The sequence below is a fragment of the Shewanella sairae genome (assembly GCF_023283535.1).
Lineage (GTDB): Bacteria > Pseudomonadota > Gammaproteobacteria > Enterobacterales > Shewanellaceae > Shewanella > Shewanella sairae.
This window is the reverse complement of sequence record NZ_JAKILT010000035.1, coordinates 25,245-49,078: the sequence shown is the minus strand read 5'-3', so window position 1 is coordinate 49,078 and position 23,834 is coordinate 25,245. Positions and strand designations below refer to the sequence as shown.

Genomic DNA, 23,834 nt, shown 5'->3' with positions numbered 1-23,834 from the left:
GTGACGCAACTAAGCAGCCGTATTAATGCCCGTAGCGATGAATTCAAAGCCAAGTTTGATGACATGGCAACTGTGGTTCAAGACTTAAAACTAAAACTCCATCAAATTGAACAAGGCGGCGGAGAAGTCGCGCGTAACCGTCATCTATCACGTGGCAAGCTTCTACCACGTCAACGAGTTGAAAAGCTATTAGATCCCGGCTCTCCTTTTTTAGAGATCTCGCAGTTTGCCGCTTATGAGCTTTATGAAGATGTGGTGCCAGCAGCGGGTGTAATTGCGGGTATTGGTCGAGTTAGTGGCGTTGAGTGCATGATTATTGCCAACGATGCTACCGTAAAAGGCGGCACTTATTACCCTGTCACCGTGAAAAAGCACTTACGCGCCCAAGATATTGCTAGCCGTTGTCACCTTCCTTGTATCTATTTGGTCGACTCTGGCGGCGCTAACCTGCCCCGCCAAGATGAAGTATTCCCAGACAGAGACCATTTCGGTCGTATCTTCTATAACCAAGCGCAGATGTCTGCTAAAGGCATTCCACAAATCGCGGTGGTAATGGGACTTTGTACTGCAGGCGGCGCTTATGTACCTGCAATGGCAGATGAGTCGATTATCGTTAAAGAGCAAGGCACCATCTTCTTAGCGGGACCGCCGTTAGTAAAAGCCGCAACCGGTGAAGAAGTGACAGCTGAAGAGCTTGGCGGCGCTGAAGTGCATACTAAAATATCAGGTGTTGCCGACCATATGGCACAAAACGATGAACACGCATTAGAGCTTGCCCGCAAAGCGGTGACTCGCCTTAATCATCAAAAAGAGATCGCAGCTCAGCTTAGCCCAGTTAAACCGCCCAAATTTGATATCAACGAGCTATACGGCATCGTCGGTACCGATCTTAAAAAACCATTCGATGTAAAAGAAGTGATTGCGCGTTTAGTGGATGACTCAGATTTTGATGAGTTTAAAGCTAACTATGGCAATACCTTAGTTTGCGGTTTTGCTCGCATTCATGGCTACCCAGTTGGCATTGTCGCTAACAACGGCATCTTGTTCTCAGAGTCGGCGCAAAAAGGCGCGCACTTTATTGAGCTGTGTTGCCAGCGTAAAATCCCGCTGTTGTTCCTGCAAAATATCACCGGCTTTATGGTGGGTAAAAAGTATGAACATGAAGGCATAGCAAAGCACGGCGCCAAGATGGTGACCGCAGTATCTTGTGCCAATGTGCCTAAATTTACTGTGATTATTGGCGGCAGTTATGGTGCAGGTAACTATGGTATGTGTGGCCGCGCATTTGAACCAACCATGATGTGGATGTGGCCTAATGCTCGCATCTCGGTGATGGGCGGTGAACAAGCAGCTGGTGTATTAGCCACAGTTAAACGTGACGGCCTCGCCCGTAAAGGCGTTGAATGGTCAGAGTCTGATGAACAAGATTTCCGTAAGCCAATTGTCGAGCAGTATGACAAGGAGGGTCATCCGTACCATGCCAGCGCCCGCTTGTGGGACGACGGCATTATCGACCCAGCGCAAACCCGTGATGTTGTTGGTTTAGCCTTGTCTGCGGCGTTAAATGCGCCAATTGAAGACACTAAGTTTGGTGTGTTCCGTATGTAGTAGCTAAGCGCTATTTCAAATAGAACACCTACTTAGCTAAAACAATGGTTGATAATAAAATGGATCGATAACAATGAATAACCTAGCCACTAGCCAAACAGAACAACTCGCTGAGCAATTACAATTTGTAAACTGCTCCGTCGATAACGGCGTAGCGCAAATGGTGCTTGATCGCAGCGATAAACATAACGCCTTCGATGAAGTGATGATAAGCGAAATGATCCAAGTACTGGAGCATTTTGCGGTTAACTCAGAGTGCCAAGTATTAGTACTTAAAGCCAATGGTAAAAACTTCAGCGCTGGCGCCGATCTTAACTGGATGCGCAAACAAGCCAAGATGGATTTTGAACAAAACTTAACTGACGCCAATGAGCTGGCTAAGCTGATGTCAGTGCTTGATAAATTTCCAAAACCTACTATTGCCTTAGTTCAAGGCGCCGCCTTTGGTGGCGCACTCGGGCTTATTTGTTGCAGCGATATCGCCATTGCCAATGAGCGTGCGAGCTTTTGCTTAAGCGAAGTCAAATTGGGGCTTATTCCTGCAGTTATTAGCCCTTATGTCACCCGTGCTATGGGGCAGCGTGCAGCAAGGCGCTACATGCTAACCGCCGAGCGATTTGATGTGAAAAAGGCGCTTGAGCTGCAAATTATCCATGAAGTAAATGACGATCTCGACGCAGCAGCACAGCCGATTATTGCGTCACTGCAGAGTAACAGCCCACAAGGTATGGCGTGGGCAAAAGCACTGCTATCTACCTTAGAAAATGGTGAGATAAATCAACAGACATTAGATCACACCAGCGAGCGTATCGCCCGCATCCGAGTATCTGATGAAGGCCAAGAAGGCCTAAATGCCTTTTTTGAAAAGCGCGCACCACAATGGCCAACTACGACCGACTTTAACGCGGCAACAAAAAATAATAACCAAAACGCCAGCGGGCAAGGAGCCAAATAATATGTTCACTAAATTGCTAATTGCCAATCGCGGCGAAATTGCTTGCCGTATCATCGATACTGCAAAAGCTATGGGCGTGCGCACTGTAGCCTTATATTCAGATGCCGATATCAATGCTCGCCATGTTGCCATGGCCGATGAAGCCTTTTACTTAGGTGGTAGCGCGCCCGCAGACTCTTACCTTAAAGGCGATTTAATTATTGATATCGCCAAGCAGTCAGGCGCGCAGGCTATTCACCCAGGTTATGGCTTTTTATCTGAAAATGCCGAGTTCGCACTTAAATGCGAGAAAGCTAATATCGCCTTTGTTGGCCCAAGTGCTGCTGCAATTGATTCAATGGGCAGCAAAAGTGCCGCTAAAGAGATTATGGGCGCCGCCAATGTGCCGTTAGTGCCTGGGTATCACGGCGATGCACAAGATGATGACTTGCTGGTTAATGAAGCCAATAAAATGGGCTTTCCTTTACTGATAAAAGCGGCCTTTGGCGGCGGTGGTAAAGGTATGCGCATTGTTGAAAGTAGCAATGAAGTACTTGCAGCGATTAATTCAGCCAGACGTGAAGCCATTAGCTCTTTTGGTAACGACAAACTCCTGATGGAACGTTACCTGAGACAGCCGCGCCACGTTGAAGTACAAGTCTTTGCCGACAGCCAAGGTAACTGTATTTACTTGTCAGATCGTGACTGCTCAATTCAACGCCGTCACCAAAAAGTGGTTGAAGAAGCCCCTGCACCAGGTTTAAGCGATGCCCTAAGAGTAAAAATGGGCGAAGCTGCGGTTGCTGCAGCCCAAGCCATTAATTATGAAGGCGCAGGTACCGTAGAGTTTTTATTAGATACCGATGACAGCTTCTATTTTATGGAGATGAATACCCGTCTGCAGGTTGAACATCCTGTAACAGAGCTGGTAACAGGCCAAGATCTGGTCAAATGGCAATTAATGGTTGCCAGCGGTAGTGAGTTGCCGCTAAAACAAAGTGAAGTGAAAATTACTGGTCATGCTTTTGAAGCCCGTATTTACGCTGAAGATCCGCAAAATGATTTTTTACCCGCCAGCGGCAAGCTTGATTTTTTACGTGAGCCTAAACAAAGCCAATTTGTACGTATCGACTCAGGCGTGCGTGAAAATGACGTGATCAGTAACTTTTACGACCCAATGATCTCTAAGCTTATCACTTGGGATGAGTCACGCCCTCGTGCTCTGCAGCGCTTAGTGCATGCCTTAGATGATTATCAAATCAGTGGCCTTAAACACAATATTGAATTCTTAGCCAATATTGCTAAACACACGGCGTTTAAGGATGCCGACTTTAGCACCGACTTTATCGAGCGCTATGGCGAGGGGTTATTAACACAGTCGGCAGTAAGCCCTGAGCAACAAAAAATTGCCCTAGGCTTAGCAGCACTTTATCAACTTTGTGTTCGCAAACAACAAGCAAAAGTTGCCGCGCAAACAAGCCATGATCCTTATTCTCCATGGAGCAATAACAGCGGCTTTAGACTCAATAATGCCAACAGACATCAGGTGGCGCTGTTAGATGACAATCATCAGATTAATCATCTTGATTTAATCGAGACACAAGTTGCTGGCCAGTCGCAATATCAGCTACAACTTGATGATTGCCTAATTACCCTTACAGGCGAATTAGTGGCTGAGATCCTGCACGCCGAGATCAGCCTGCAAAAACTCGATAGTGACAATACTGAGCAAATGGCGAGTAAGAGTCATAGCGATAAAACTAACGGTCATAAAATCAGCCTGCCTGTTAGCCAAGTAGGCGATGACTTTACCCTGTTTATTGATTCCACCAGCTATCACTACCGCGCACTGCAATCTGAAGTGATTGAAGAGCAAGATAATCTTGAAGATAAACTCAAGGCGCCGATGAACGGCACGATTGTGACGCAACTTGTCGCCGTCGGTGATAGCGTCAAAGCTGGCCAAGGTATTATGGTGATGGAAGCCATGAAGATGGAATACACCATAGAAAGCCCATTTGACGGCATCGTCAGTGCATTTTTCTTTGAAGCCGGTGAACTGGTGAGTGACGGTATGTTGCTAGCAGAAGTAGAAGCTGCAGTTGAAGCGGCTGAATCTGAATCAGCTAAAACCGAGGAAACTGCATAGATGGCTGCTTATCCCAACAAGGTCAGCATCTTTGAAGTGGGTGCTCGCGATGGCCTGCAAAATGAAAAGCCTGTGACGACTCAAGATAAAGTCGTACTCATTGAAGACTTAGCTACTGCAGGGATAAAGCGCATTGAAGCTGCTAGTTTTGTGTCGCCTAAATGGGTGCCACAAATGGCAGATTCTGCTGATGTGCTTTCAAATATTACCCGACATAGCGACGTAACATACAGTGCATTGACTCCCAATTTAAAAGGCTTGGAACTTGCGCTTGACGCTGGCGCCGATGAAGTTGCTATTTTTGGTGCAGCCTCAGAAAGCTTTAGCCAAAAAAATATTAACTGCTCAATTGCAGAATCAATTGAGCGCTTTATCCCAGTGATGGAGCTGGCTAAAGCCAAAAACATCCCTGTACGTGGTTATGTTTCTTGCGTGTTAGGTTGCCCTTATGAAGGCGAAATCGCGGTTAGTGAAGTAGCTCGCGTGTCTGAATTACTTTACAAAATGGGCTGCTATGAGATTTCACTTGGCGACACCATAGGCGTTGGCACACCAGGTAAAGCCCGTAGAATGGTAGAAGCCGTTGCTCAAGTGGTGCCAGTTGAAAAGCTCGCGCTGCATTTTCATGACACATACGGCCAAGCGCTCGCCAATATCCTCGCGTGTTTAGAAACTGGCGTTAGCGTAATTGACTCGTCGGTTGCAGGCCTTGGTGGCTGCCCCTACGCAAAAGGCGCATCAGGCAATTTAGCCACTGAAGACTTAGTGTATATGCTGCATGGGCTTGGAATAGAAACGGGTATCGATTTAAACAAGCTGGTGAATGCAGGCAACAAGATTAGCCAAGCACTGGGCCGTCAGTCTGGCTCAAAAGTGGCCAGAGCGCTAAGTTAAGAGCCATCAGCGAATAGATAGCCTTAAGCGAATAAAGAGCAAGAAGATCCTAGGTCCAAGGTCCTAGCATTGACAGAATATGGAGATAACAAAAATGGCAGGACTAAATCAAGAGCCAAATAAAGGGCTGAATAAGGTAGTAACAAGTTACGAGGAAGCCCTCGCAGGCCTAACTAACGACATGACCGTTATGGTCGGTGGTTTTGGCTTGTGCGGTATCCCTGAAGGCTTAATCGCACAAATGGTTAAAACTGGCGTAACCGGGCTTACCGCAATTTCAAACAATGCCGGCGTTGATGACTTTGGTTTAGGTCTGTTATTAAAAAGCCGTCAAATCGATACCATGATTGCCTCATATGTCGGTGAGAACGCCACCTTTGAGCAACAGATGTTGTCGGGTGAGCTCAACGTTATCTTGACTCCACAAGGCACTTTGGCTGAAAAAATTCGTGCTGGCGGTGCTGGTATTCCAGCATTCTTTACCGCTACAGGTTACGGCACCCCCGTTGCAGAAGGGAAAGAGACCCGTGAAATCGACGGTCGTCACTATGTATTGGAGCCAGCACTAAAAGCCGATTTCGCACTTGTACGAGCCTGGAAAGCTGACACTATGGGTAACTTAGTATTCCGTAAAACAGCGGCTAACTTTAACCCTATGATGGCAACCGCAGGCAAAATCACTGTGGTAGAAGCTGAACATATCGTACAGCCAGGTGAGCTAGACCCTGACCATATTCACACGCCGGGCATTTATGTTGATCGAGTTATTCAAGGCACATTTGAAAAGCGTATCGAGCAGCGCACCGTAAAACCAACCACTGCAGACAAGGCATAAGGAGGCAACACCATGGCATTATCAAGAGAACAACTGGCACAACGTGTTGCTAAAGAACTGCAAGATGGTTTTTACGTTAATTTGGGTATTGGTATTCCAACTTTAGTGGCCAACTACATCCCTGAAGGCATTGACGTGATGCTGCAGTCTGAAAATGGTTTATTAGGTATGGGCGAATTCCCGACTGAAAACACCATCGATGCAGACTTAATTAACGCTGGTAAGCAAACTGTCACCGCGGTTGATGGTGCATCGTTTTTCTCATCAAGTGAAAGCTTTGCCATGATCCGTGGCGGCCATGTAGATTTAACCGTACTTGGTGCATTTGAAGTTGATGAGCAAGGCTCAATCGCTTCTTGGATGATCCCTGGCAAATTGATTAAAGGCATGGGCGGCGCTATGGATTTAGTGGCAGGCGCTGACAATATCATCGTCACCATGATGCACGCCGATAAGAAAGGTAATTCAAAACTGCTGCCTAAGTGCGAACTGCCACTTACAGGTTTTGGTTGCATCAAACGGGTATTGACTGATTTAGCCTTTATGGAAATCAAAGATGGTGCGTTTCATCTTCTAGAACGTGCACCGGGAGTATCGGTAGAAGAAATCGTCTCAAAGACCGCTGGTAAACTAGTGGTACCAGAGCATGTGCCTGAGATGACATTTTAGCCAATGCTAACTAAAACAGCCTAAAGGTATATACCAATAAAAACGCAGCCAATTGGCTGCGTTTTTATAACTAAAGCTATTTTGCAGCTAAGGCTTCATTAACAGTCGGTTTTACAACGTTAACAGAATCTGTTGTCGAATCAGTAGTAGATTCTACTACTGTGGCTGCTACTGGAGCTTCACAATCATATGCGTTAGCAATCATTGTCACCGAGCCTGTAAAACCAAGTGGCTTGTACAGATAAATGGTATCAGCCCCTAGCTTGGCAGCTTTAATGCGCATTTCATTAAGCGTGCCCCACACCATATCCTTATCGGCATGCAGCCAATAGTCATAAAAATGACCTTGTGAACCAATAACAGTGCCTTTATGAGCGCAACCAAGTAAAGCATCGGTGTCATCCCACAGCACTTTTACCGTGTTGGATTCAGCAGTTGGAAAGGTAATGCAGGCAGTAAGGCTCGAACATAAAAGTGCGATCGTAGCCAGTTTTACAAGTTTCATTGTTAACAGTCAAAAATTAAAGGGAGGCGATAATATAGACTTTTCGAACTAAAAGGAATCACCCTATTCTAGTTTTAAGACATCACGCTGAACTCTTTTATTTAGCAGACAGCTTTGAGGTGAGGTAAATTCTCACTTAGATAATCGTTATCAGGTTACAAGATTAGTGTGGTAAAAATCCTCATCAGCTTTAGATTATACTTCAGTGTAAAAAGTTCGCCACATTAATAATACGAACACAAAATAAACATTATAAAATTTAAGGTTGGGCTAACCCAAGTCTAACGGGACACACCAAGTTATTGATAAAAAATGTTTTACTTGAATATACCACTCCTCACTTGCTTATTATCGCTTTACCGCTTTTCTTTAGAATCAAACGCCAGATAACGATTTTAAATGATGTTGAAAACAGCTATCAAGCCATTTTAAAGCCATAAAACCCGCTCCAAACCAAATGATATATCGTATATAAATTACTACACAGGTAATTGTTTACATCTTGTTATGACAGCGTTATCATTTTTAACCACCACACAATAAAATTGTGATGTCGAGGCGAAGAGTGAAAGCGATTTCAAACGGATTTACTTTAATTGAATTAATGGTAGTTATTGCCATTATTGGGATCTTATACGCTGTCGCAATACCTGCTTATACTCATTATGTGCAAGACGCACGTCGCGCGGATGTGCAGCAATTTCTATTACAACAAGTCTCCATTTTAGAGAGACAATTTACTCGCCTTGGCGGCTATCCTGACGCTTTCATCCCCGATGCGAGTGACTATTATCGTTTTGAATATAGCCCTTCAAATGCAGCAATAGCTACACCAGGTAATCTAAATGACTCCACAATATTTACCTTAACAGCAACACCAATAAACGCCCAATCAACTGATGGCTGTGGCAAATTGAGCATAGATCACAGCGGGCAAACAAACGCTTTAATTGATGACTGCTGGAGATAGACATGATTTGGCAGGTGAAACGACTAAAAACAAACAATTTTAATAAGGGCATAACCTTAATCGAAATGCTCGTTGTGCTGGCTATAATCGGTATTTTGGCAATAGTTGCTCTGCCTTCTTTCTCTGCACAAATTAAAAATGACCGTATAACCACCAACGCAAATCAACTACAAAGTGTTGTTAAATTTGCCCGCAGTGAAGCAGCAAAGCGCGATCAACAAATAGATTTAGTTGTTACTGGCAGTAAATGGTTAGTAAAAATAGACAAAGACACCGCACAAGAGCGGACATTAGCGCAGTTTTCACCAACTCATTCATCTATCAACGTCAATAACCTCCAAAATATGACTATCTCCAAAACTGGTGCAATAACTGCCGCGAATTTATTAGTTACAGATAACGATAACCAAACAGATGATAGGCTTCTTTGCATATATATTAGTGGCCAAACGTTGCTAACTAAAGCGGCAAATTGCCAATGAAGCAGTTAAAAAAACAACAAAACGGTTTTTCTTTGGTTGAAGTGATAATCGCTATGTTTATCTCTTCTGTTGCGTTACTTGCACTAGCAGCTGGACAACTAAAGTCTCTGCAATACGCAAATAATAGCTTCCAATATACAGTAGCTTTGATTCAGGCAAACAATGCAGTAGAAAGGGTATGGGCTGATGCCTGTGATCTACAGCATGGCGCTAAAGCATTCAACCAAGCTTACATCGATAATACGTTAGCGCCGGATATCACAGGTTACAGCATGGCGTTAATTGGCACTGCAGCCAATGCATTTAATAATAACTTCACCATCAACATCAGCTGGACGGATGAAAGAGTGAACAACCCAAACCAAGGGATAAATGATAACCAAATCAATATTAACGCTGCATTTCCACAATTGCCGAGTACCTGTAATGCACCCTAACATATCAAAAAAACAGGGTTTTACTATCGTCGAGATACTAATAGCCTTGCTTATTAGTATGACATTAATATTAGGTGTTTCACTTGCATACACCTCAATAAACTCTGTTATCTTAAGCAGCAAGAATATCGAAAACGCTCAAGAGGTATTACGCTTTAGTACCCAAACATTTACTCGCAGTTTAAAACAAGCAAACATTGTCAGCATTACCTCGCCAACAGAGTTAGACGTAAACCAAGCCGCTAACACCATAGCATGTGACGGTTCACGCCCGATTGCCCCTTATACCGAAAAATATAGCCTTAATGGCGTTAATTTACTCTGTGATATCGATGCAAATCCGCAGACAATTTTAACTGGTGTGCAAAATATTCAATTTACTAGAGTCGATGATCTGGTATCCATTACTATTACTCCCCAAGCACAGCAAGGGGAACCAGCAGGAGTCGGTCCAGCCGCTCCAATGCAAATAGATATTGCGTTAACGGGAATAATTCTCACAAAAGCAACTGGAGGTTAGGTTTTGCAAGGATTGCACTTTAAAAACCTTAAGGGTTCACAACAAGGCTTTACCTTAGTCACTGTGCTAATTATGAGTATGATGGCTGGCGTATTAGTCCTTAACTCATTAAAAGATAATGTTGCACAAGAGCGCCTCAGTGGTAATTTTCAAAAGAAAATGAATGCACGGTTAGTCGCAGAAAAAGGCGTATTCGATACCTATAACTATCTAAATGCCCAACTTGCAGCAAATCCTAACCAAACGCTAGATCAACTAATTGCTGCAATGCAAACCAGCGGATCTGCAAGTGGCATTTCTAATATGTCCTATAACCTCATAGCCAATATCCCTGCGGGTAGTAATCAGCTGTTTTTACAAAGTGATGGTGAACGCTTTGATGGTGAAACTAAGTTAAAAGCTAACTTTGAACTGGTCAGTGGCTCATCGCAATCTTCATCAGGCTTTGGCGGTGGAGTTATAGGCTGTGACGGGATATCGCTAAGTGGCAGCGGCATAATTGACAGCTACGACTCAAGCTTGGGTGACTACAATTCAGACCCGGCTCAAGGTGAAATAAATAAAAATGCCAATGTGACCGTCAGAACCCTCAATGATAATGACATTATAACATTATCAGGAGCCAGCATTATTGATGGCGATCTTATTGCTATCGGCAAAGTCAACTTTGGTGGCTCAGCCCATATAGCCGGTAATGTGCACAGTAATGATTCGATTACAATGTTGTCTGATAGCACTATCGGTGGCAATGCATCGGCATTTACTTTTTTTAAGCAAACCAGTGGTTCCATTACTGGAGCTATTCATGCCAATAGTTACGTCAACATAAGCGAAACACCTGTGGGTGGTGATATCACCTCAATGGGCGAAGTCACAGCTGATGGTGAAACAATTGGCGGCGACATCTTATCCCAAGGGGATATCAGCCTAACGCGAGTTACTGTTGCAGGACTTGGACAAACCTACGCTAACTATAAACAGGTCGAAGGGAGTATAAACGGTGTCAAATCTAAGGGAAACGTAACCTTATCTGCCACTCATGCCATCATTAACAATGACAATTTGCGCTTCGCTGGGGCATTTAATGATCCAAGCGATCCATACGCCAGTGCGCCTTACAAAGTTTCACCGCCTCAACCGCAACTGCCACAAGTCCCTTTGGTTGAAAAACAACCGATTGATGACGGAATATTAGATCCAAATGATCCCAACGATTTGACTTGCGATCCACTCGATATTGAAAATGCGGTATTAACTGTCGACAGTTTTGCTGATAGCGCTAAAGACTTGATTATTAAAGATACCGGTAAAGGGGCGTCTAGTACCGTCTATACACTCAGTAATACTCGAGGGGAATACTCCCAAGGGGGAGGTTCTGGAGCAGAATATAATCCTATCCCCTCAACTAACGCGACATTTTTAGGTGATCAACACAATATTCTCATGTATGACAATGTCAAAATTAATGGAAATATTGAAATTAAGCCTGGGCATAATGTAGTTCTGTATGCCAAGGGTGGATTTTATCTACAAGGTGCAAGCACTTTAACAATACCCGATAACAGTAGCTTAACGCTTATCGTTAAGGGAGCGCTTATTATCGGTTCAGGCTCAACGATTAATACCCCTACTAATGGCTTAACACAGGCAGGGATCCCTGTGTTTTCAATATACAGCTCTTATAGTGGCACTGGAGTCGATATTTTAGGTGGTGTAGAGCAAATATACGCTGCGATTTATGCACCGTTATCCGATGTGGAAATAGCCTCAGATGTCGCATTTAAGGGCTCTGTTCTGGGTAAGAAAGTCGATATATCTGGCGCTGGTGGTATTCACTATGATGAAGCTTTGGGTCTAGGTCACGTTGGTAATGTCGTGAAAGCAGCGCCACCAAGCTTAGTATTTAAAGGATGGCAATCTTACTAATCGACCACTAATTTTGTAAAATAAGACTCAATTTCCAGTCTTAAATCACCAACTGAAGTAGATTGTTTCGCGCTGACAATAAAAAGCTCAAGGCACATTATATTGCGCCTTGAGCTCATATTAATCCAGTATCATTAATACGCAAACTTACTCAGTTAGCACCTTACAGACATTAGCCGCAGACTTTTGCTTTCTAAGAAGCACCAAAATCTGACAAATGAACACAAAAAATACCGGTACAAATAGCACTGCAAACACAGTTCCAGTAAACATACCGCCAAGCACACCTGTACCTATCGCGTGTTGGATCTCTGAACTCGGTCCCGTGGCTAAATACAAGGGAATAATTCCGCAACTAAAGGCGAGTGATGTCATCAAAATAGGTCTAAGCCTCTGCTTTGTTGCGAGTAGCACAGAGTCGACTAAATGGTTACCTTCGGCTTGAGCTTGCTTGGCAAACTCTACAATCAAAATAGCATTTTTGGCTGATAAGCCAATAATCGTCACTAAGCCGACTTTAAAGAAAACATCATTGGCGCCGCCGCTCAGCATTACTGAAGCAATGGCACCGATTATCCCTAATGGCACCACTAAAATTACCGCTATCGGTATCGACCAGCTTTCGTATAGTGCTGCTAATACCAGAAAGATCACTAGCATAGAAAACAGTAGTAACCACACGGTTTGAGACTCAGCTTGTTTCTCTTGTAACGACAAACCAGTCCATTCAACACTCGCTGAGGAAGGTAAAGATGCCACTATTCGCTCAACCTCTAACATTGCCTCTCCTGTAGAGATCCCTGGCGCAGGTGATGCAGAAACAGAAACAGCTAATAAGCCGTTGAATCGAGTTAATTGCTGCGGCGCCATTTGCCAAACAGGTGTCACGAATTCCGATAGATAAACCGTTCCGCCGTGCTCATTACGGATCGCTAATTGCAATATATCCTCAAGCTGCATTCTCGACTCAGCCTGTACTTGAACTATCACCTGTTGTAAACGACCATTATTCGGGAAGTCATTAACATAATTAGAGCCCATTGCCGTTGAAATGGTGTCGCTAATGGCATTAAACGGCACACCCAATGCTCGGGCTTTAGCCCTGTCGATTTTTAAATGAATGCTACTCGTTTCAGGGAGCGCTTCATAAAAAACCGATGCGAGTTTTTCACTGGCATAAGCTTGTTCAAGAAATGCTTGTTGTAGCGACTGAAAACGCTCATAACCCGCATTTGCACTATCTTGCAATTGGAAAGACAGATTCGATGAGTTCCCCAAACCATCAATTGCAGCAGGCAAAACACTAAATACTTCACCTTCTGTCAAATCACTTAACTCATCACTTAATGCCGCTAACTCTTGTTGTGTCGAGCTACCAGCGCGCTGCTGCCAATCTTTTAACGTTGTAATCCCAAATGCTGAGCCCGGTCCTGTGCCACTAAAGCTGAACCCAAGTACACTCATATTGCCCTCAACGGCTTCTCGCTCTGAAGTAAACTCTTCAATACGAGTGACAATATCCATAGTACGCTCCACTGTTGCATCTGCGGGTAGTTGGATGGAGGTCATAAAGTAACCTTGATCCTCTTCAGGTAAGAAGGTACTGGGTACTAAAGTAAAACTATAAATACAGGCCGCCACAAGGACTAAATAGCATGCCATGACCCGGCTCACACGCTTCACAAGATAGCCAACACCTAGAGTCACTCGCTCGGTAAAAGCGCTAAAGCTTCGATTGAACCAGCCAAAAAAACCACGACGATGATGTGCATGTTCAGATAACGGCTTTAATAATGTTGCGCAAAGCGCTGGCGTTAAGGTCAATGCTAAAAAAGCTGAAAACAGAATCGATACCGCCATTGCAAGAGAGAACTGCTGAAAAATAGTGCCTATTGAGCCAGAGGCAAATGCCATAGGAATAAATACTGCCGCCAGTACCGCAGTGATGCCAATCACAGCACTATAAATGCTCTTCATTGCCTTTTCTGTTGCCGCCTTAGGTGGCAACCCCGTCTCTGCCATCACCCGTTCGACGTTTTCAACGACCACAATGGCATCATCAACAATAATGCCAATCGCTAGCACCATACCAAACATAGTGAAAACGTTAATAGAAAAGCCCATTAACCACATCACTGCGAATGTCCCTAACAAGGCGATAGGGGCAACAATAGCCGGGATCAGTGTATAACGGATATTTTGCAAAAATAGGTACATCACCAAAAATACCAGTACCATTGCTTCGAGCAATGTCACTATCACTTTTTGAATTGAGATTTTGGCAAAAATAGCCGCATCAGAGGTGATGGAGTAATCCATATTACTTGGCATAGCCTGCTTCAGCTCCACCATACGGTCCCTTATTCCTTGTGATGTTGCAATCGCGTTTGCCCCTGGAGACAATTGAATCGCTGCTGATGTGGATTGCTGCCCATTTTCACGGTTACTAAACAGGTAGTTTTGCGCACCTAACTCGACTTTTGCGACATCACCGAGTAACACCATGCCGGCATTGCTATTTGATCGCAATACAATGGTTCTAAACTGTTCAGGCGTTTCCAGCTGTCCTTGCGCCGTCAGTGAATGCACCGTCTTTTGACCACCGAATGTCGGCGAGTCACCCACTTTACCTGGAGAGATCTGGACATTTTGCTCTGCAATTGCAAAAGTCACGTCTTCCATCGTCAAGTTGTAGCCAGTCAATGCCACAGGATCAACCCAGACCCGCATCGCAAATTCTGAGCCGTACATCTGCACTCGTCCAACGCCAGGGACACGCTTTATCTCCTCAACAACATTACGCACCATGTAGTCACTCAGTTGTTGCTCCGAGTAAACACCATTAGGCGAGATAAGCCCTAAATACATCAAATTATTTGAAGAGGTTGTTTCAACTGTGATACCTATTTGACGAACGGCTAATGGCAATCTTGGCTCAATTGCTCGGATTTTATTTTGAATTTCAACTTGCGCCATCTCAGGATCGGTACCATTTTCAAACGTTACCGTAATTGAAGCGCTGCCGCTAGCATCTGAGGAAGAGCTAAAATAAAGCAAGCCATTGATCCCTGAGATCTCACGCTCAATCAAGGTTACCACGCTATCATTTATCGTTTCTGGACTCGCTCCAGGGTAAGACAAATACAAACCAATACTTGGCGGCGCCACACTCGGGAAGCGTTCTACAGCCAATTTAGGAATAGCGACGACCCCAGCAATACTAATTAGAATGGCAATAACCCAAGCAAATACTGGGCGAGATATAAAAAAATGCGACACAATAAACTTCCTCTTACGCAATCCGTTTGCGTATTACTGCTGCCAATCTGATAGGACCAACGTAGCCCCTTCACGTAAACGATCTTGGCCGGTCACCACGATAATGTCGTTTGCACTCACCCCTTCAGAGATCACATATTGCCGATATTGCAGTCCCTCAATTGTCACAATTTTTTGCTCAAATTTTCCGTCAGAAATAACGTAAACATAGGCTAGACCTGCACTATTACGGCGCACAGCGTGCTCAGGAAGCGTTATCGCTTGCAGCTTCTGGCGTGGGATTTGAGTGCGCACATACATGCCAGGGAGTAACGTCTGTTGGGGATTATCAGCAATAATACGGATATTCAGGTCACCAGTATTTTCATCAACACTGATCCCTGAGAACAGGACCTTTCCGTCAATATTATCAGCGGTATCAGCCGATGGCTTAACAATAACGTTAACCCCTTGCTCGCTATTTCGTTGTTCACTAGCGAGTAATCTGCGCAACTGACCAAGGTTGGATGCAGGCTGACGCACATCGATATAAACCTTATCAATCTGCTGGATCATAGCGAGAGGCTTAGGGTCTGTGCGACTAACTAATGCCCCTTCTGTAACCAATGCCTCACCAATAATCCCTGAGATGGGGGCGGTTACAGTTGCATATTCAAGTTGCAGCTCGCTATGTTTAAGTTGGGCACTATTTTGTTGCACAGTGGCAGCGGCAACCTGCAAATTAAAACTAGCCTCTTCATAGGCTTGTTTGCTAACAGCTTGTGTACGATCTAATTGAGTAAAACGGTCGACTTGACTCTGTATTAACGCTAAGTTTGCTCGCGATTGTGCCAGCGCAGCTTGTTTAATCTCAACATCAATCGTAAATACATCGTCCTCAATTTGGAACAATGCCTCACCTTGAGCAAGGGTATCCCCTTGCTTAAACAGTCGCTGAGTGATGATGCCTTCTACTTGGGGACGAATTTCAGCACTGCGTAATGGTCTAACTCGCCCTTGTAGCTCATCAAACAAAGTCACTTGGGTCAGCTTTGCGGTAACCGTAGCAACATTGGCAGTATTTGAATAACTAAACGATTCATCACCACTGGTTTTATTACAAGCAGCAACGCTAAAAATAACGACAAAGAGCAAACCTAATCGGGTCACTCGCTTTAAATGATAAGCCATGTTTAACCTTTACTCGTACCATATAGAATTGCCCGAACAGCTAATGTAATAGCTATAAAATTCGAGCATTAACATTTAATGGGCATAGAATAAAAGCTGATAGGTAAAAAACGGGTAAATGCCATACTAAAATCCCATGTAAATTTATAAAATCGCTTTACTCAATATTTACCCCTAAGTCGCTAAACTGTAGTCTCCGAGGCTAGATAGACCTTTTGCCGAAAACTAACTGGAATAACCAAGATGATCCGTGTTTTATTGATTGAAGATGATCGCGACCTTGCCGAGACATTAAGTCAATTAATGGAGATCTCGCAGATGCTACCCGATCATGCAAGTAATGGAATTGCTGGGCGGAACTTAGCAAGCAACAATCAATATGAGGTGTTAGTCATTGATGTTGGGTTGCCTAAGCTCGACGGTTACAGTCTCTGCAAACAATTAAGAGCGAGTGGCATCGACACCCCAATACTGTTTCTAACTGCATTTTCGAGTATTGACGATAAACTCGAAGGCTTTGCCTCTGGCGGCGATGACTACTTAGCTAAACCGTTTGATAACCGAGAACTTATTGCACGCATAAAAGCCTTAGCGGGTAGAAAGAGTAGCCGTGTAAAACGACTCGAAGTTGCAGGGTTAATCATGGATTGCGAACAACAAATTGTAACTTACCAAAATGAGCAACTTGAACTCACACCAGCCAGTTACACCCTTTTAGAAGTACTCATGCGTGCAAGCCCTGAAATAGTCAGTCGCCAATCACTAGAAAATAAATTGTGGGGTGATGAGCCACCAAGTAGCAATGTATTAAAAGCACAGGTGTACTATCTTCGTCGCGCGTTAACTCAAGTCAACATTGCCGATATGCTATCTACATATACCGGTAAAGGATGGGCTCTACGCCCAAAGAGTACTCAATGAAACTTCGCCAAAGTTTAACCGCGTTAGTACTTGGAGGTAGCAGTTTTATACTGTTATTACTGGTACTGAGTTATACCTTGTGGGCACGAGAGAACTACTTTCGTGCCCTAGATACTTCTTTTAGCGTGAGCATGCATAAGGCTGAAGAACTCATTAATGCTCAAGGATTTGAACCTGTCGCCCCGGGTTTAGCCATTATAGATGCCCAGTTATTTCGTCAATATCAAGCATTACCAGAAAGCATTAAACTCACCTTTTCTAAACAAGAATTGCAGGTTGGTAAGCATTATTACGCTGACGGTATAACCCAAACAGATAAAGCCCAACATAGAGACTACTTTATCTATACGGCCGAACATACTAATAGTGGTATTTATTACCTTGTACAACAATATGAAGAATCTGAAACGGCTAGCTATTGGGATATTGCAGATTCACAGTTACAGCAGATCTGGACCGTTTCTGTTATTGTTACCCTATTACTGGTCATATTAATTGTGTTTTGCTTTCGTTACTTAGCAAAACCAATTTATCGACTTAATACATGGTCTAAACAATTAAGCAGTAGCGATCTTGATACACCTATCCCCTCATTTGGCTATCGCGAACTTGATAGACTCGCAGAACAAATAATCCAAAGCTTACGACAAGTTGATAATATTTATCAGCGTGAGTCTCAGTTCCTCCAATTTGCAAGTCACGAGCTAAGAACGCCTATAACAGTGATAAAGAGCAACGCAGCTTTACTAGAGCAACTGATATCGCCCGTCAACATGCCTGTATTACAGCGAATAATCAGGGCCAGCAATACCATGCATCACCTGACTGAAACTCTGCTATGGCTGACTCGTAAAGAGATAGCACAATCCGCAGCCAGTGATTTCCAATTAAATTCGCTGATAAATGAGCTTATTGAAGAACACAGCTATTTGCTCAAAGGCAAAGCAGTAAAGCTGCAAAGTGAGTTGAGTACAGTGACAGTCTTACAGCCGAAAACTCTGGTTAGAATCGTTGCTGCGAACCTCATCCGTAATGCGATGCAGCACATAGATGAAGGTATGATTATTATTACGCTCACCAGCAATAGGCTCACCATAGAAAACAATAGCGCGCAAGAAGCGCAGCTAAATAGCGATGCCAGTAAGTCAGACAATTTTGGATTAGGGTTAAAACTGGTTCAGCAAATTTGTGAACAACAAAACTGGCAGCTAACAATACAAACTGAACCACTACGTTATCTTGCAAGCTTAACTTTCTCATGTACTGGAGAGCATATATAGCGGTTTTTCTATACCGCTGCTTTTCCATAATTTTTTATCAGTAAAACCGCTTAGAACTCCCCAATGACAAAGTCGTCGTTAAAGCAACAAATCAATTTTTAGACATTGTATCTGTAGTATTAAGTTCTAGGGTTCTCTCCCTCTTAAGCGATACGTAAATTAAATGTAAAAAATATCATCCTATTAGTTTTGACAACATCAAGCTAGCGACTACATTTTACATATAACCAAAACCTTATTTAAAGGATGAGATAAAAATGAACGCATACAAAATCCCCCTCTTAATAGGAGCTTGCATAGGTTTGATGACCCTAAATGCCACTGCAAACTCCAATCCTGCTGATAATTCCCAATATGAAAAGCGCTTCCCTAAACAATACCAAAGCTGGCAAAAGACAGCAGAAAGTAAAGAAGTCACAGACGCATTAGCAGACGACCCTAACTTAGTGATTTTGTGGGCCGGTTATGGTTTTTCTAAAGACTACAATGCCCCACGTGGACACCAATATGTGATTACCGACCTAAGAAGTACCCTTCGTACAGGCGCACCAATGACAGAAGATGAAGGCCCAATGCCTATGGCTTGTTGGAGTTGTAAAAGCCCTGATGTGCCACGAGTTATTGAGGAACAAGGTGAAGCTGAATACTTTAAAGGTAAGTGGGCTAAAGGCGGCCCTGAGATCGTTCACGTACTAGGTTGTGCAGATTGCCATAAGCCAGGCACACCAAAACTGAGAATTGCTAGACCCTTCGCTGAACGTGCGTTTGCCAAACTAGGCACACCATTTGATAAAGCCGACAAAACTGAAAAACAAAATATGGTTTGTGGTCAGTGTCACGTTGAATACTATTTTGAAAAGAATGAAGAGCATCCAAATTGGGTTAAGTTCCCATGGGATGGCGGTACGTCAGTAGAAGCGATGGAAGCTTACTATGACAAGCTGAAGTTTAAAGATTGGACGCATCAATTGTCTAAAGCACCAATGTTAAAAGCTCAGCATCCAGGTTATGAAACCACAGCCAAAGGTTTGCATGGTGACATGGGGGTGTCTTGTACCGATTGTCATATGCCGCGTGTCACCAATGCAGAAGGCAAAGAGTACACTGACCATAACGTAGGCAGCCCATTTGATCAGTTTGAATTTACCTGTGCCAACTGTCATGACCAAACTAAAGAGCAAATGCAGGCTCTTGTTCAAACTAACAAAGACAAAGTAAACACGCTAAAGCTACAAGCCGAAGACGAACTAGTTAAAGCTCACTTTGAAGCCGCTGCCGCTTGGAAAGCGGGTGCTAACGAAGAGAAAATGACGGCGGCTCTAACTGATATCCGTCATGCGCAATGGCGCTGGGACTTTGCCATTGCCTCGCACGGTATTGCGGCTCACGCACCTGAAGAAGGTATTCGCATCCTTAAAACATCACTTGCAAAATCAGCTGAAGCTCGTAAAAAGCTAGCCGAAATTCTCAATTCGCAAGGTGTCGTATCCACGGTGGCGATTCCAGATATCTCTACTAAAGCGAAAGCTCAAGCTGTATTAGGCATGGATATGGATAAGATGCGCGCCGATAAAGCCATCTTTATCGAAAAAGTGGTGCCAAAGTGGGAGGCAGAATATAAAGCAAACAACGGTGCGAACTAGCAGTAGCTATTGCCGTTAGCTTAGGAGTAAAGTATCAAAAAGAGTGACAGCTCACAGTCTCAAAACCGGGGATCCTCCCCGGTTTTTTTTATTGTCTTTAACTGTCTTCCCTCACAAATTAGCAATCAGTGTTGCCTAATAGTATTCACAATGCTGAGTAAGCCAGTAGCCGTGTTTTAAGTAAATCCAAACCATAAGCCTGCGCCATATCTGAATATGCCTTTGAGCGGCTATTCATAAAGCCATGTTGATAGGGCGTTACTTGTGTGGTGACATTTTCTTTTGTTGCTATCGCCTTGTCTATTTCTGCCACATCAAACGCGCTTTCAAATGCCGGGAAAATCACTTCAGTTGTACTATTTACTTCATGGTCTAAAAACCGATGAATTCGCGTTGGATAAAAACAAATAAACTGCAGGCCATTCGATTGCTTTAAGGTCGATGCCCGCCACAGCGCATTGGCTCCGGCACTAAAGCCAATCACCACATCAGGCTTAAATGCAACTAGCGCAGCGGTTGTAAGCGCAAGATAATCGTCATGTCCACAATGCTCAACAAAGGCATCATAAGCGCCAGTTTCATCGACGAAGTCATGCCGCTGTTTATTGTAGGGCTCTACGATTTCTAAACTATGACCTTGCGCAGTAAGCGCTGAAATCAACAAATCAGTCGACTCACATAGACCGAATATATCACTCACTAATAAAACCCGCATCGTCCCTCCTAGTTGAATCTACCGCCGCATTAATCCATCAACACCTACAAATGCTAAGCAGCGCAAAAGCTCAATAACACGCTAATCAATATGGCGAGTCGCCATGAACTTTAAACTGAATATAAAAGAGTTGCTGTTCACCTGGATAAATTCTCCGAATCAACCACTTTAAAATAAAGACAAACGGCAGATTTTCAGCTTTAGCGTGGCTTCGGTTTAACTCATGGTATTGAATAGGTTTAATATCAATAATCTCAATCTGACAAATATACTGCTCAGTGCCATGGACTCGCGCATCTACTACTTGGCCTGCAAAAAAATGACTATCACTAACATCTCTTATTGTTGCTGTTTTCTTTGCTGAAATAATTTGTCCTGCAAGCTTTGGCAAGAATGTCATACAAGCACTCAAATGAATTAGCCTATAAAGTAATGAGTTAGCTGCTGATATCATATCTAAATTAAATGTAATTTCACAATTAATAGACTAAGACCAACTAGCGGATACCGGCTTAGAACTTAGAATAAGGCTGTCACAGAGATAAGCACCAACACAATGTTTTGAGGTAAGGGATTTGAGGAAGGTAGAAAGCTTAAAAATAGCGTGAGGCCATACTTGTCGCTTTCCACCTGTTTAAACCAGGTGATGCTAGTACATCTTATTTAAGAGCACCACTTAGCAAAGTAAAGTTACGCAGGTACGCCTTCTTTCGGGTTTGCACCATAACTATTCGCATCATGGCTATCTTGTGCCCAGAAAACGATAAGTACGATAGCACCGATAATGGGAATAAGTGAAAGCAGCTGCCACCAACCAGAACGGCCTGTATCATGCAATCTTCTTGCGCCAATACTTAAACTTGGTACGACTAAAGCCAAAGCAACGATGAGTGCAATGGTATCTAAACCCAGTAAAGTTAAAACAAAGTTGATAACAAAATAAATTAGCATGTACATCCAAAATTCAGTTCTACGCGCTCGCCCACTGAATTCAGCATATTTTTTTAACGCACCAATAAAGTGTTCCATATCATGATCTCCTTATAATGTATAAAACCGCCCTAAAGTACCACCCCGCTTAAATGCTATCAATAGCCACTACTAATATAAAAGTTGTATACAATAAATTTAAACAGATACAGTAGCTTAAGCAGAGTTCATCGCTAACTCATCAGACCAGATCCTTAATTGGATAACCCTAAGCAAATACATAAACCGCTTGTGTAATCTACGAGTCAGGCATGCAGCTCGAGTAGCATTGGCTAGAATTATGCTAAGCACATTAACAAAAGGCGTTAACTGTGAAGATCGCAATTTCTGGTGAGCAAACCATTTCGGTATTTCAACTTACAGCCGTCTTTAGTATGTTGTTTGCTTTGGTGGGGTTTAGCTACAACGTTTGGCGCATGGAGATCACTGAGTATAACAACAATGTGCGCTCAGCAAGCTTTGAGCTATTGCTGCAACTTTCCGAACTCGAATCAATTGTCTATGCCGCCCATTACGACAAAGATCCTGTGCAAGGTAATCCACGCCAAGGCTGGGTGAAAGTCAATTTAATTGCCGACTTGAGTATGATAACCGAACCAGAGCTCAGTGTGGCAGCAGAGGAACTAAAACTGAGCTGGCAATCAAATTGGCAGCTGTTGCCCGAGGATGAGACCAGTGCACAAGCTGTTGTAAGTAAAATTGATGATACTCGCGCTCATGTACGTCAGTTACTCAAGCAATTAGAATAACCGACGCATAATGATAGCCATAGCTAATTTTAAAACTAATCCTTAAATTAAGCTTTAAATTAAGCTTTAAAACTAGGCCTTAACCGCAGCCACAAAAGCGATTTCAACAAGGTAGCTTGGATCAGCAAGCTCTACCTTTAAACATGCACGGCTAGGCGCGCATCCTTCAGGTAACCATGCCTGCCATGCTTGGTTAAATACCGCTACGTTGGCAAAATCTGTCACGTAAATAGTCACTGATAGCAAACGAGACTTATCGCTACCCACACTGGCAAGTGTCGCTTCTGCTTGAGCAAAAACTTGCTCTGCTTGGCTAAGCATATCGCCTTCTACATCAGCTGCAATTTCGACAAAATGCACCATGTTATTAAACACGGTCGCATCTGACCAATTTGCACATGGGTTAACACGTTGAATATCCATTGGGGAACCTTAAAATTCATCAAAATAGAGGCAGGATTTTAACAGAAATGTGCCGCAGACCTAGTGAATTTAGCATCTTAATCCGATAATGCTGCACCTAGCACATCGGGCTAATTGCCAAAATGCTAAACTTATCTCTCAGCTTGGTTTAGCCTCTATGATGAGGCTGTTTATATGAGATTTTGATGAGATGACGTTAAGACGTTCTTTAGGGCAACAATGGAGTAAGTCCATCCTTGCTAGTCGCTTAGCCCTGACACTGCAAAAATCAGAAAAAGTGGTGCAACTGTTTGGTGGTGCGACTTCTCTTAGCACAGTGACCAACACGATTTCGGCATTAGTTTTTGCTGAAGGAGAACCTGTGTGGCTGCCAGCTATGACAAGCGATGAACAAACGCCCTTGGCTAATGAACTTGCCCTGCACTGCTTGTTTGCTGCGAGCCGTTTATTATTTGTCAAAGAGATTGAGCAAAGCGAACTCAATCAATCAGAGCATTTAGTGTTAACTATCGGCTACCAATGGAGCCAGTCATTAATCACCCCAAGCGCAGATAATCAAAATCCTGCAGCGCTACTCGATGATAATGCAAAACAACTTTGCCAGTTATTACAGACAATCAATACCCAACTAGAACAAGTACGCAGCGAAAAACGCCAATCAAGCCGCAATATGGGTAGTTTTAACTAAGGTTTTTATCAGGCAACTTACGCCAATAATACGCGAGTCTCAAGACA

General features: G+C 43.6%; 23 protein-coding genes. 16 read left to right on the top strand and 7 right to left on the bottom strand.

Annotated features, from left to right (window positions below):
* From L2748_RS14880 to L2748_RS14855, 6 genes are all read left to right on the top strand, one after another.
* Entirely contained in the window at positions 1 to 1,608 is a 1,608-nt protein-coding gene (locus tag L2748_RS14880; RefSeq protein WP_220782460.1) for a carboxyl transferase domain-containing protein, read from the top strand.
* Between the two features lie 73 nt (positions 1,609 to 1,681).
* A complete protein-coding gene (locus L2748_RS14875; protein ID WP_220782459.1) occupies positions 1,682 to 2,563 on the top strand; it encodes an enoyl-CoA hydratase-related protein in 882 nt (293 codons plus the stop codon).
* Between the two features lies 1 nt (position 2,564).
* Positions 2,565 to 4,691 (top strand): acetyl/propionyl/methylcrotonyl-CoA carboxylase subunit alpha, encoded by a 2,127-nt coding sequence (locus L2748_RS14870; RefSeq protein ID WP_220782458.1) that lies wholly within the window; start codon positions 2,565 to 2,567, stop codon positions 4,689 to 4,691.
* Positions 4,692 to 5,585, top strand: coding sequence for a hydroxymethylglutaryl-CoA lyase (locus L2748_RS14865; RefSeq protein WP_220782457.1), 894 nt, complete (start codon positions 4,692 to 4,694; stop codon positions 5,583 to 5,585).
* A gap of 94 nt (positions 5,586 to 5,679) precedes the next feature.
* Positions 5,680 to 6,420: a CoA transferase subunit A gene (locus L2748_RS14860; protein WP_220782456.1), complete on the top strand. Its 741-nt coding sequence runs from the start codon at positions 5,680 to 5,682 to the stop codon at positions 6,418 to 6,420.
* A 12-nt stretch (positions 6,421 to 6,432) separates the two neighbouring features.
* Positions 6,433 to 7,089, top strand: coding sequence for a 3-oxoacid CoA-transferase subunit B (locus L2748_RS14855; RefSeq protein WP_220782455.1), 657 nt, complete (start codon positions 6,433 to 6,435; stop codon positions 7,087 to 7,089).
* A 76-nt stretch (positions 7,090 to 7,165) separates the two neighbouring features.
* Here L2748_RS14855 and L2748_RS14850 read toward each other — a convergent pair whose 3' ends face one another.
* Complete coding sequence (locus tag L2748_RS14850; protein WP_246616225.1) at positions 7,166 to 7,594, bottom strand: DUF4156 domain-containing protein; 429 nt, start codon at positions 7,592 to 7,594, stop codon at positions 7,166 to 7,168.
* 565 nt (positions 7,595 to 8,159) lie between these two features.
* On the opposite strand from L2748_RS14850, the gene L2748_RS14845 reads away from it, so the two are divergent.
* From L2748_RS14845 to L2748_RS14825, 5 genes are read left to right on the top strand one after another with little or no spacing between them, the layout of a single operon-like run.
* Positions 8,160 to 8,564 carry a type IV pilin protein gene (locus tag L2748_RS14845; RefSeq protein ID WP_276516324.1) on the top strand — a complete coding sequence of 135 codons (405 nt, stop codon included), beginning with the start codon at positions 8,160 to 8,162 and terminating at the stop codon, positions 8,562 to 8,564.
* A gap of 2 nt (positions 8,565 to 8,566) precedes the next feature.
* Complete coding sequence (locus L2748_RS14840) at positions 8,567 to 9,046, top strand: GspH/FimT family pseudopilin (RefSeq protein WP_220782453.1); 480 nt, start codon at positions 8,567 to 8,569, stop codon at positions 9,044 to 9,046.
* Positions 9,043 to 9,483, top strand: coding sequence for a type IV pilus modification PilV family protein (locus tag L2748_RS14835; protein WP_220782452.1), 441 nt, complete (start codon positions 9,043 to 9,045; stop codon positions 9,481 to 9,483). The genes L2748_RS14840 and L2748_RS14835 overlap by 4 nt, the downstream gene beginning before the upstream one ends.
* Complete coding sequence (locus L2748_RS14830) at positions 9,419 to 10,003, top strand: PilW family protein (protein ID WP_373317228.1); 585 nt, start codon at positions 9,419 to 9,421, stop codon at positions 10,001 to 10,003. The genes L2748_RS14835 and L2748_RS14830 overlap by 65 nt, the downstream gene beginning before the upstream one ends.
* 3 nt (positions 10,004 to 10,006) lie before the next feature.
* Positions 10,007 to 11,929, top strand: coding sequence for a pilus assembly PilX family protein (locus L2748_RS14825; RefSeq protein WP_220782450.1), 1,923 nt, complete (start codon positions 10,007 to 10,009; stop codon positions 11,927 to 11,929).
* Positions 11,930 to 12,076: 147 nt separating this feature from the next.
* Here L2748_RS14825 and L2748_RS14820 read toward each other — a convergent pair whose 3' ends face one another.
* Positions 12,077 to 15,208 carry a multidrug efflux RND transporter permease subunit gene (locus tag L2748_RS14820; RefSeq protein ID WP_220782449.1) on the bottom strand — a complete coding sequence of 1,044 codons (3,132 nt, stop codon included), beginning with the start codon at positions 15,206 to 15,208 and terminating at the stop codon, positions 12,077 to 12,079.
* 33 nt (positions 15,209 to 15,241) lie between these two features.
* Positions 15,242 to 16,378, bottom strand: coding sequence for an efflux RND transporter periplasmic adaptor subunit (locus L2748_RS14815; RefSeq protein WP_220782448.1), 1,137 nt, complete (start codon positions 16,376 to 16,378; stop codon positions 15,242 to 15,244).
* Between the two features lie 243 nt (positions 16,379 to 16,621).
* On the opposite strand from L2748_RS14815, the gene L2748_RS14810 reads away from it, so the two are divergent.
* From L2748_RS14810 to nrfA, 3 genes are all read left to right on the top strand, one after another.
* Positions 16,622 to 17,299 (top strand): response regulator transcription factor, encoded by a 678-nt coding sequence (locus tag L2748_RS14810; protein WP_220782447.1) that lies wholly within the window; start codon positions 16,622 to 16,624, stop codon positions 17,297 to 17,299.
* Positions 17,296 to 18,579: a sensor histidine kinase gene (locus L2748_RS14805; RefSeq protein WP_220782446.1), complete on the top strand. Its 1,284-nt coding sequence runs from the start codon at positions 17,296 to 17,298 to the stop codon at positions 18,577 to 18,579. Before L2748_RS14810 ends, L2748_RS14805 begins: the two co-directional genes overlap by 4 nt.
* A 257-nt stretch (positions 18,580 to 18,836) precedes the next feature.
* On the top strand, positions 18,837 to 20,222 hold the full coding sequence (nrfA, locus tag L2748_RS14800; RefSeq protein WP_220782599.1) for an ammonia-forming cytochrome c nitrite reductase: 1,386 nt from the start codon (positions 18,837 to 18,839) through the stop codon (positions 20,220 to 20,222).
* A 145-nt stretch (positions 20,223 to 20,367) separates the two neighbouring features.
* Here the strand turns inward: nrfA and L2748_RS14795 are convergent, their stop codons facing one another.
* The 3 genes from L2748_RS14795 to L2748_RS14785 form a co-directional block, all read right to left on the bottom strand.
* On the bottom strand, positions 20,368 to 20,937 hold the full coding sequence (locus tag L2748_RS14795; protein ID WP_220782598.1) for a hypothetical protein: 570 nt from the start codon (positions 20,935 to 20,937) through the stop codon (positions 20,368 to 20,370).
* 85 nt (positions 20,938 to 21,022) lie between these two features.
* A complete protein-coding gene (gene yqfB, locus L2748_RS14790; RefSeq protein ID WP_220782597.1) occupies positions 21,023 to 21,349 on the bottom strand; it encodes a N(4)-acetylcytidine aminohydrolase in 327 nt (108 codons plus the stop codon).
* Between the two features lie 278 nt (positions 21,350 to 21,627).
* Positions 21,628 to 21,966: a DUF805 domain-containing protein gene (locus L2748_RS14785; protein WP_220782596.1), complete on the bottom strand. Its 339-nt coding sequence runs from the start codon at positions 21,964 to 21,966 to the stop codon at positions 21,628 to 21,630.
* 272 nt (positions 21,967 to 22,238) lie between these two features.
* On the opposite strand from L2748_RS14785, the gene L2748_RS14780 reads away from it, so the two are divergent.
* Positions 22,239 to 22,676 carry a hypothetical protein gene (locus L2748_RS14780; RefSeq protein WP_220782595.1) on the top strand — a complete coding sequence of 146 codons (438 nt, stop codon included), beginning with the start codon at positions 22,239 to 22,241 and terminating at the stop codon, positions 22,674 to 22,676.
* 72 nt (positions 22,677 to 22,748) lie between these two features.
* Here L2748_RS14780 and L2748_RS14775 read toward each other — a convergent pair whose 3' ends face one another.
* Complete coding sequence (locus L2748_RS14775; RefSeq protein WP_220782594.1) at positions 22,749 to 23,099, bottom strand: RidA family protein; 351 nt, start codon at positions 23,097 to 23,099, stop codon at positions 22,749 to 22,751.
* Positions 23,100 to 23,289: 190 nt separating this feature from the next.
* Here L2748_RS14775 and L2748_RS14770 point away from each other — a divergent pair, with 190 nt between their 5' ends.
* A complete protein-coding gene (locus L2748_RS14770; RefSeq protein ID WP_220782593.1) occupies positions 23,290 to 23,787 on the top strand; it encodes a hypothetical protein in 498 nt (165 codons plus the stop codon).
* The last annotated feature ends 47 nt before the right edge of the window (positions 23,788 to 23,834 follow it).

Excerpts from the sequence above, each read along its gene's own strand:
- L2748_RS14830 (WP_373317228.1), top strand. The coding sequence starts at position 9,419 with ATGATAACCAAATCAATATTAACGCTGCATTTCCACAATTGCCGAGTA.
- L2748_RS14860 (WP_220782456.1), top strand. The coding sequence starts at position 5,680 with ATGGCAGGACTAAATCAAGAGCCAAATAAAGGGCTGAATAAGGTAGTA.
- L2748_RS14875 (WP_220782459.1), top strand. The coding sequence starts at position 1,682 with ATGAATAACCTAGCCACTAGCCAAACAGAACAACTCGCTGAGCAATTA.
- L2748_RS14770 (WP_220782593.1), top strand. The coding sequence starts at position 23,290 with ATGACGTTAAGACGTTCTTTAGGGCAACAATGGAGTAAGTCCATCCTT.
- L2748_RS14810 (WP_220782447.1), top strand. The coding sequence starts at position 16,622 with ATGATCCGTGTTTTATTGATTGAAGATGATCGCGACCTTGCCGAGACA.
- nrfA (WP_220782599.1), top strand. The coding sequence starts at position 18,837 with ATGAACGCATACAAAATCCCCCTCTTAATAGGAGCTTGCATAGGTTTG.
- L2748_RS14835 (WP_220782452.1), top strand. The coding sequence starts at position 9,043 with ATGAAGCAGTTAAAAAAACAACAAAACGGTTTTTCTTTGGTTGAAGTG.
- L2748_RS14865 (WP_220782457.1), top strand. The coding sequence starts at position 4,692 with ATGGCTGCTTATCCCAACAAGGTCAGCATCTTTGAAGTGGGTGCTCGC.
- L2748_RS14840 (WP_220782453.1), top strand. The coding sequence starts at position 8,567 with ATGATTTGGCAGGTGAAACGACTAAAAACAAACAATTTTAATAAGGGC.
- L2748_RS14795 (WP_220782598.1), bottom strand. The coding sequence starts at position 20,937 with ATGCGGGTTTTATTAGTGAGTGATATATTCGGTCTATGTGAGTCGACT.
- L2748_RS14870 (WP_220782458.1), top strand. The coding sequence starts at position 2,565 with ATGTTCACTAAATTGCTAATTGCCAATCGCGGCGAAATTGCTTGCCGT.
- L2748_RS14850 (WP_246616225.1), bottom strand. The coding sequence starts at position 7,594 with ATGAAACTTGTAAAACTGGCTACGATCGCACTTTTATGTTCGAGCCTT.
- L2748_RS14805 (WP_220782446.1), top strand. The coding sequence starts at position 17,296 with ATGAAACTTCGCCAAAGTTTAACCGCGTTAGTACTTGGAGGTAGCAGT.
- L2748_RS14855 (WP_220782455.1), top strand. The coding sequence starts at position 6,433 with ATGGCATTATCAAGAGAACAACTGGCACAACGTGTTGCTAAAGAACTG.
- L2748_RS14815 (WP_220782448.1), bottom strand. The coding sequence starts at position 16,378 with ATGGCTTATCATTTAAAGCGAGTGACCCGATTAGGTTTGCTCTTTGTC.
- L2748_RS14785 (WP_220782596.1), bottom strand. The coding sequence starts at position 21,966 with ATGGAACACTTTATTGGTGCGTTAAAAAAATATGCTGAATTCAGTGGG.
- L2748_RS14775 (WP_220782594.1), bottom strand. The coding sequence starts at position 23,099 with ATGGATATTCAACGTGTTAACCCATGTGCAAATTGGTCAGATGCGACC.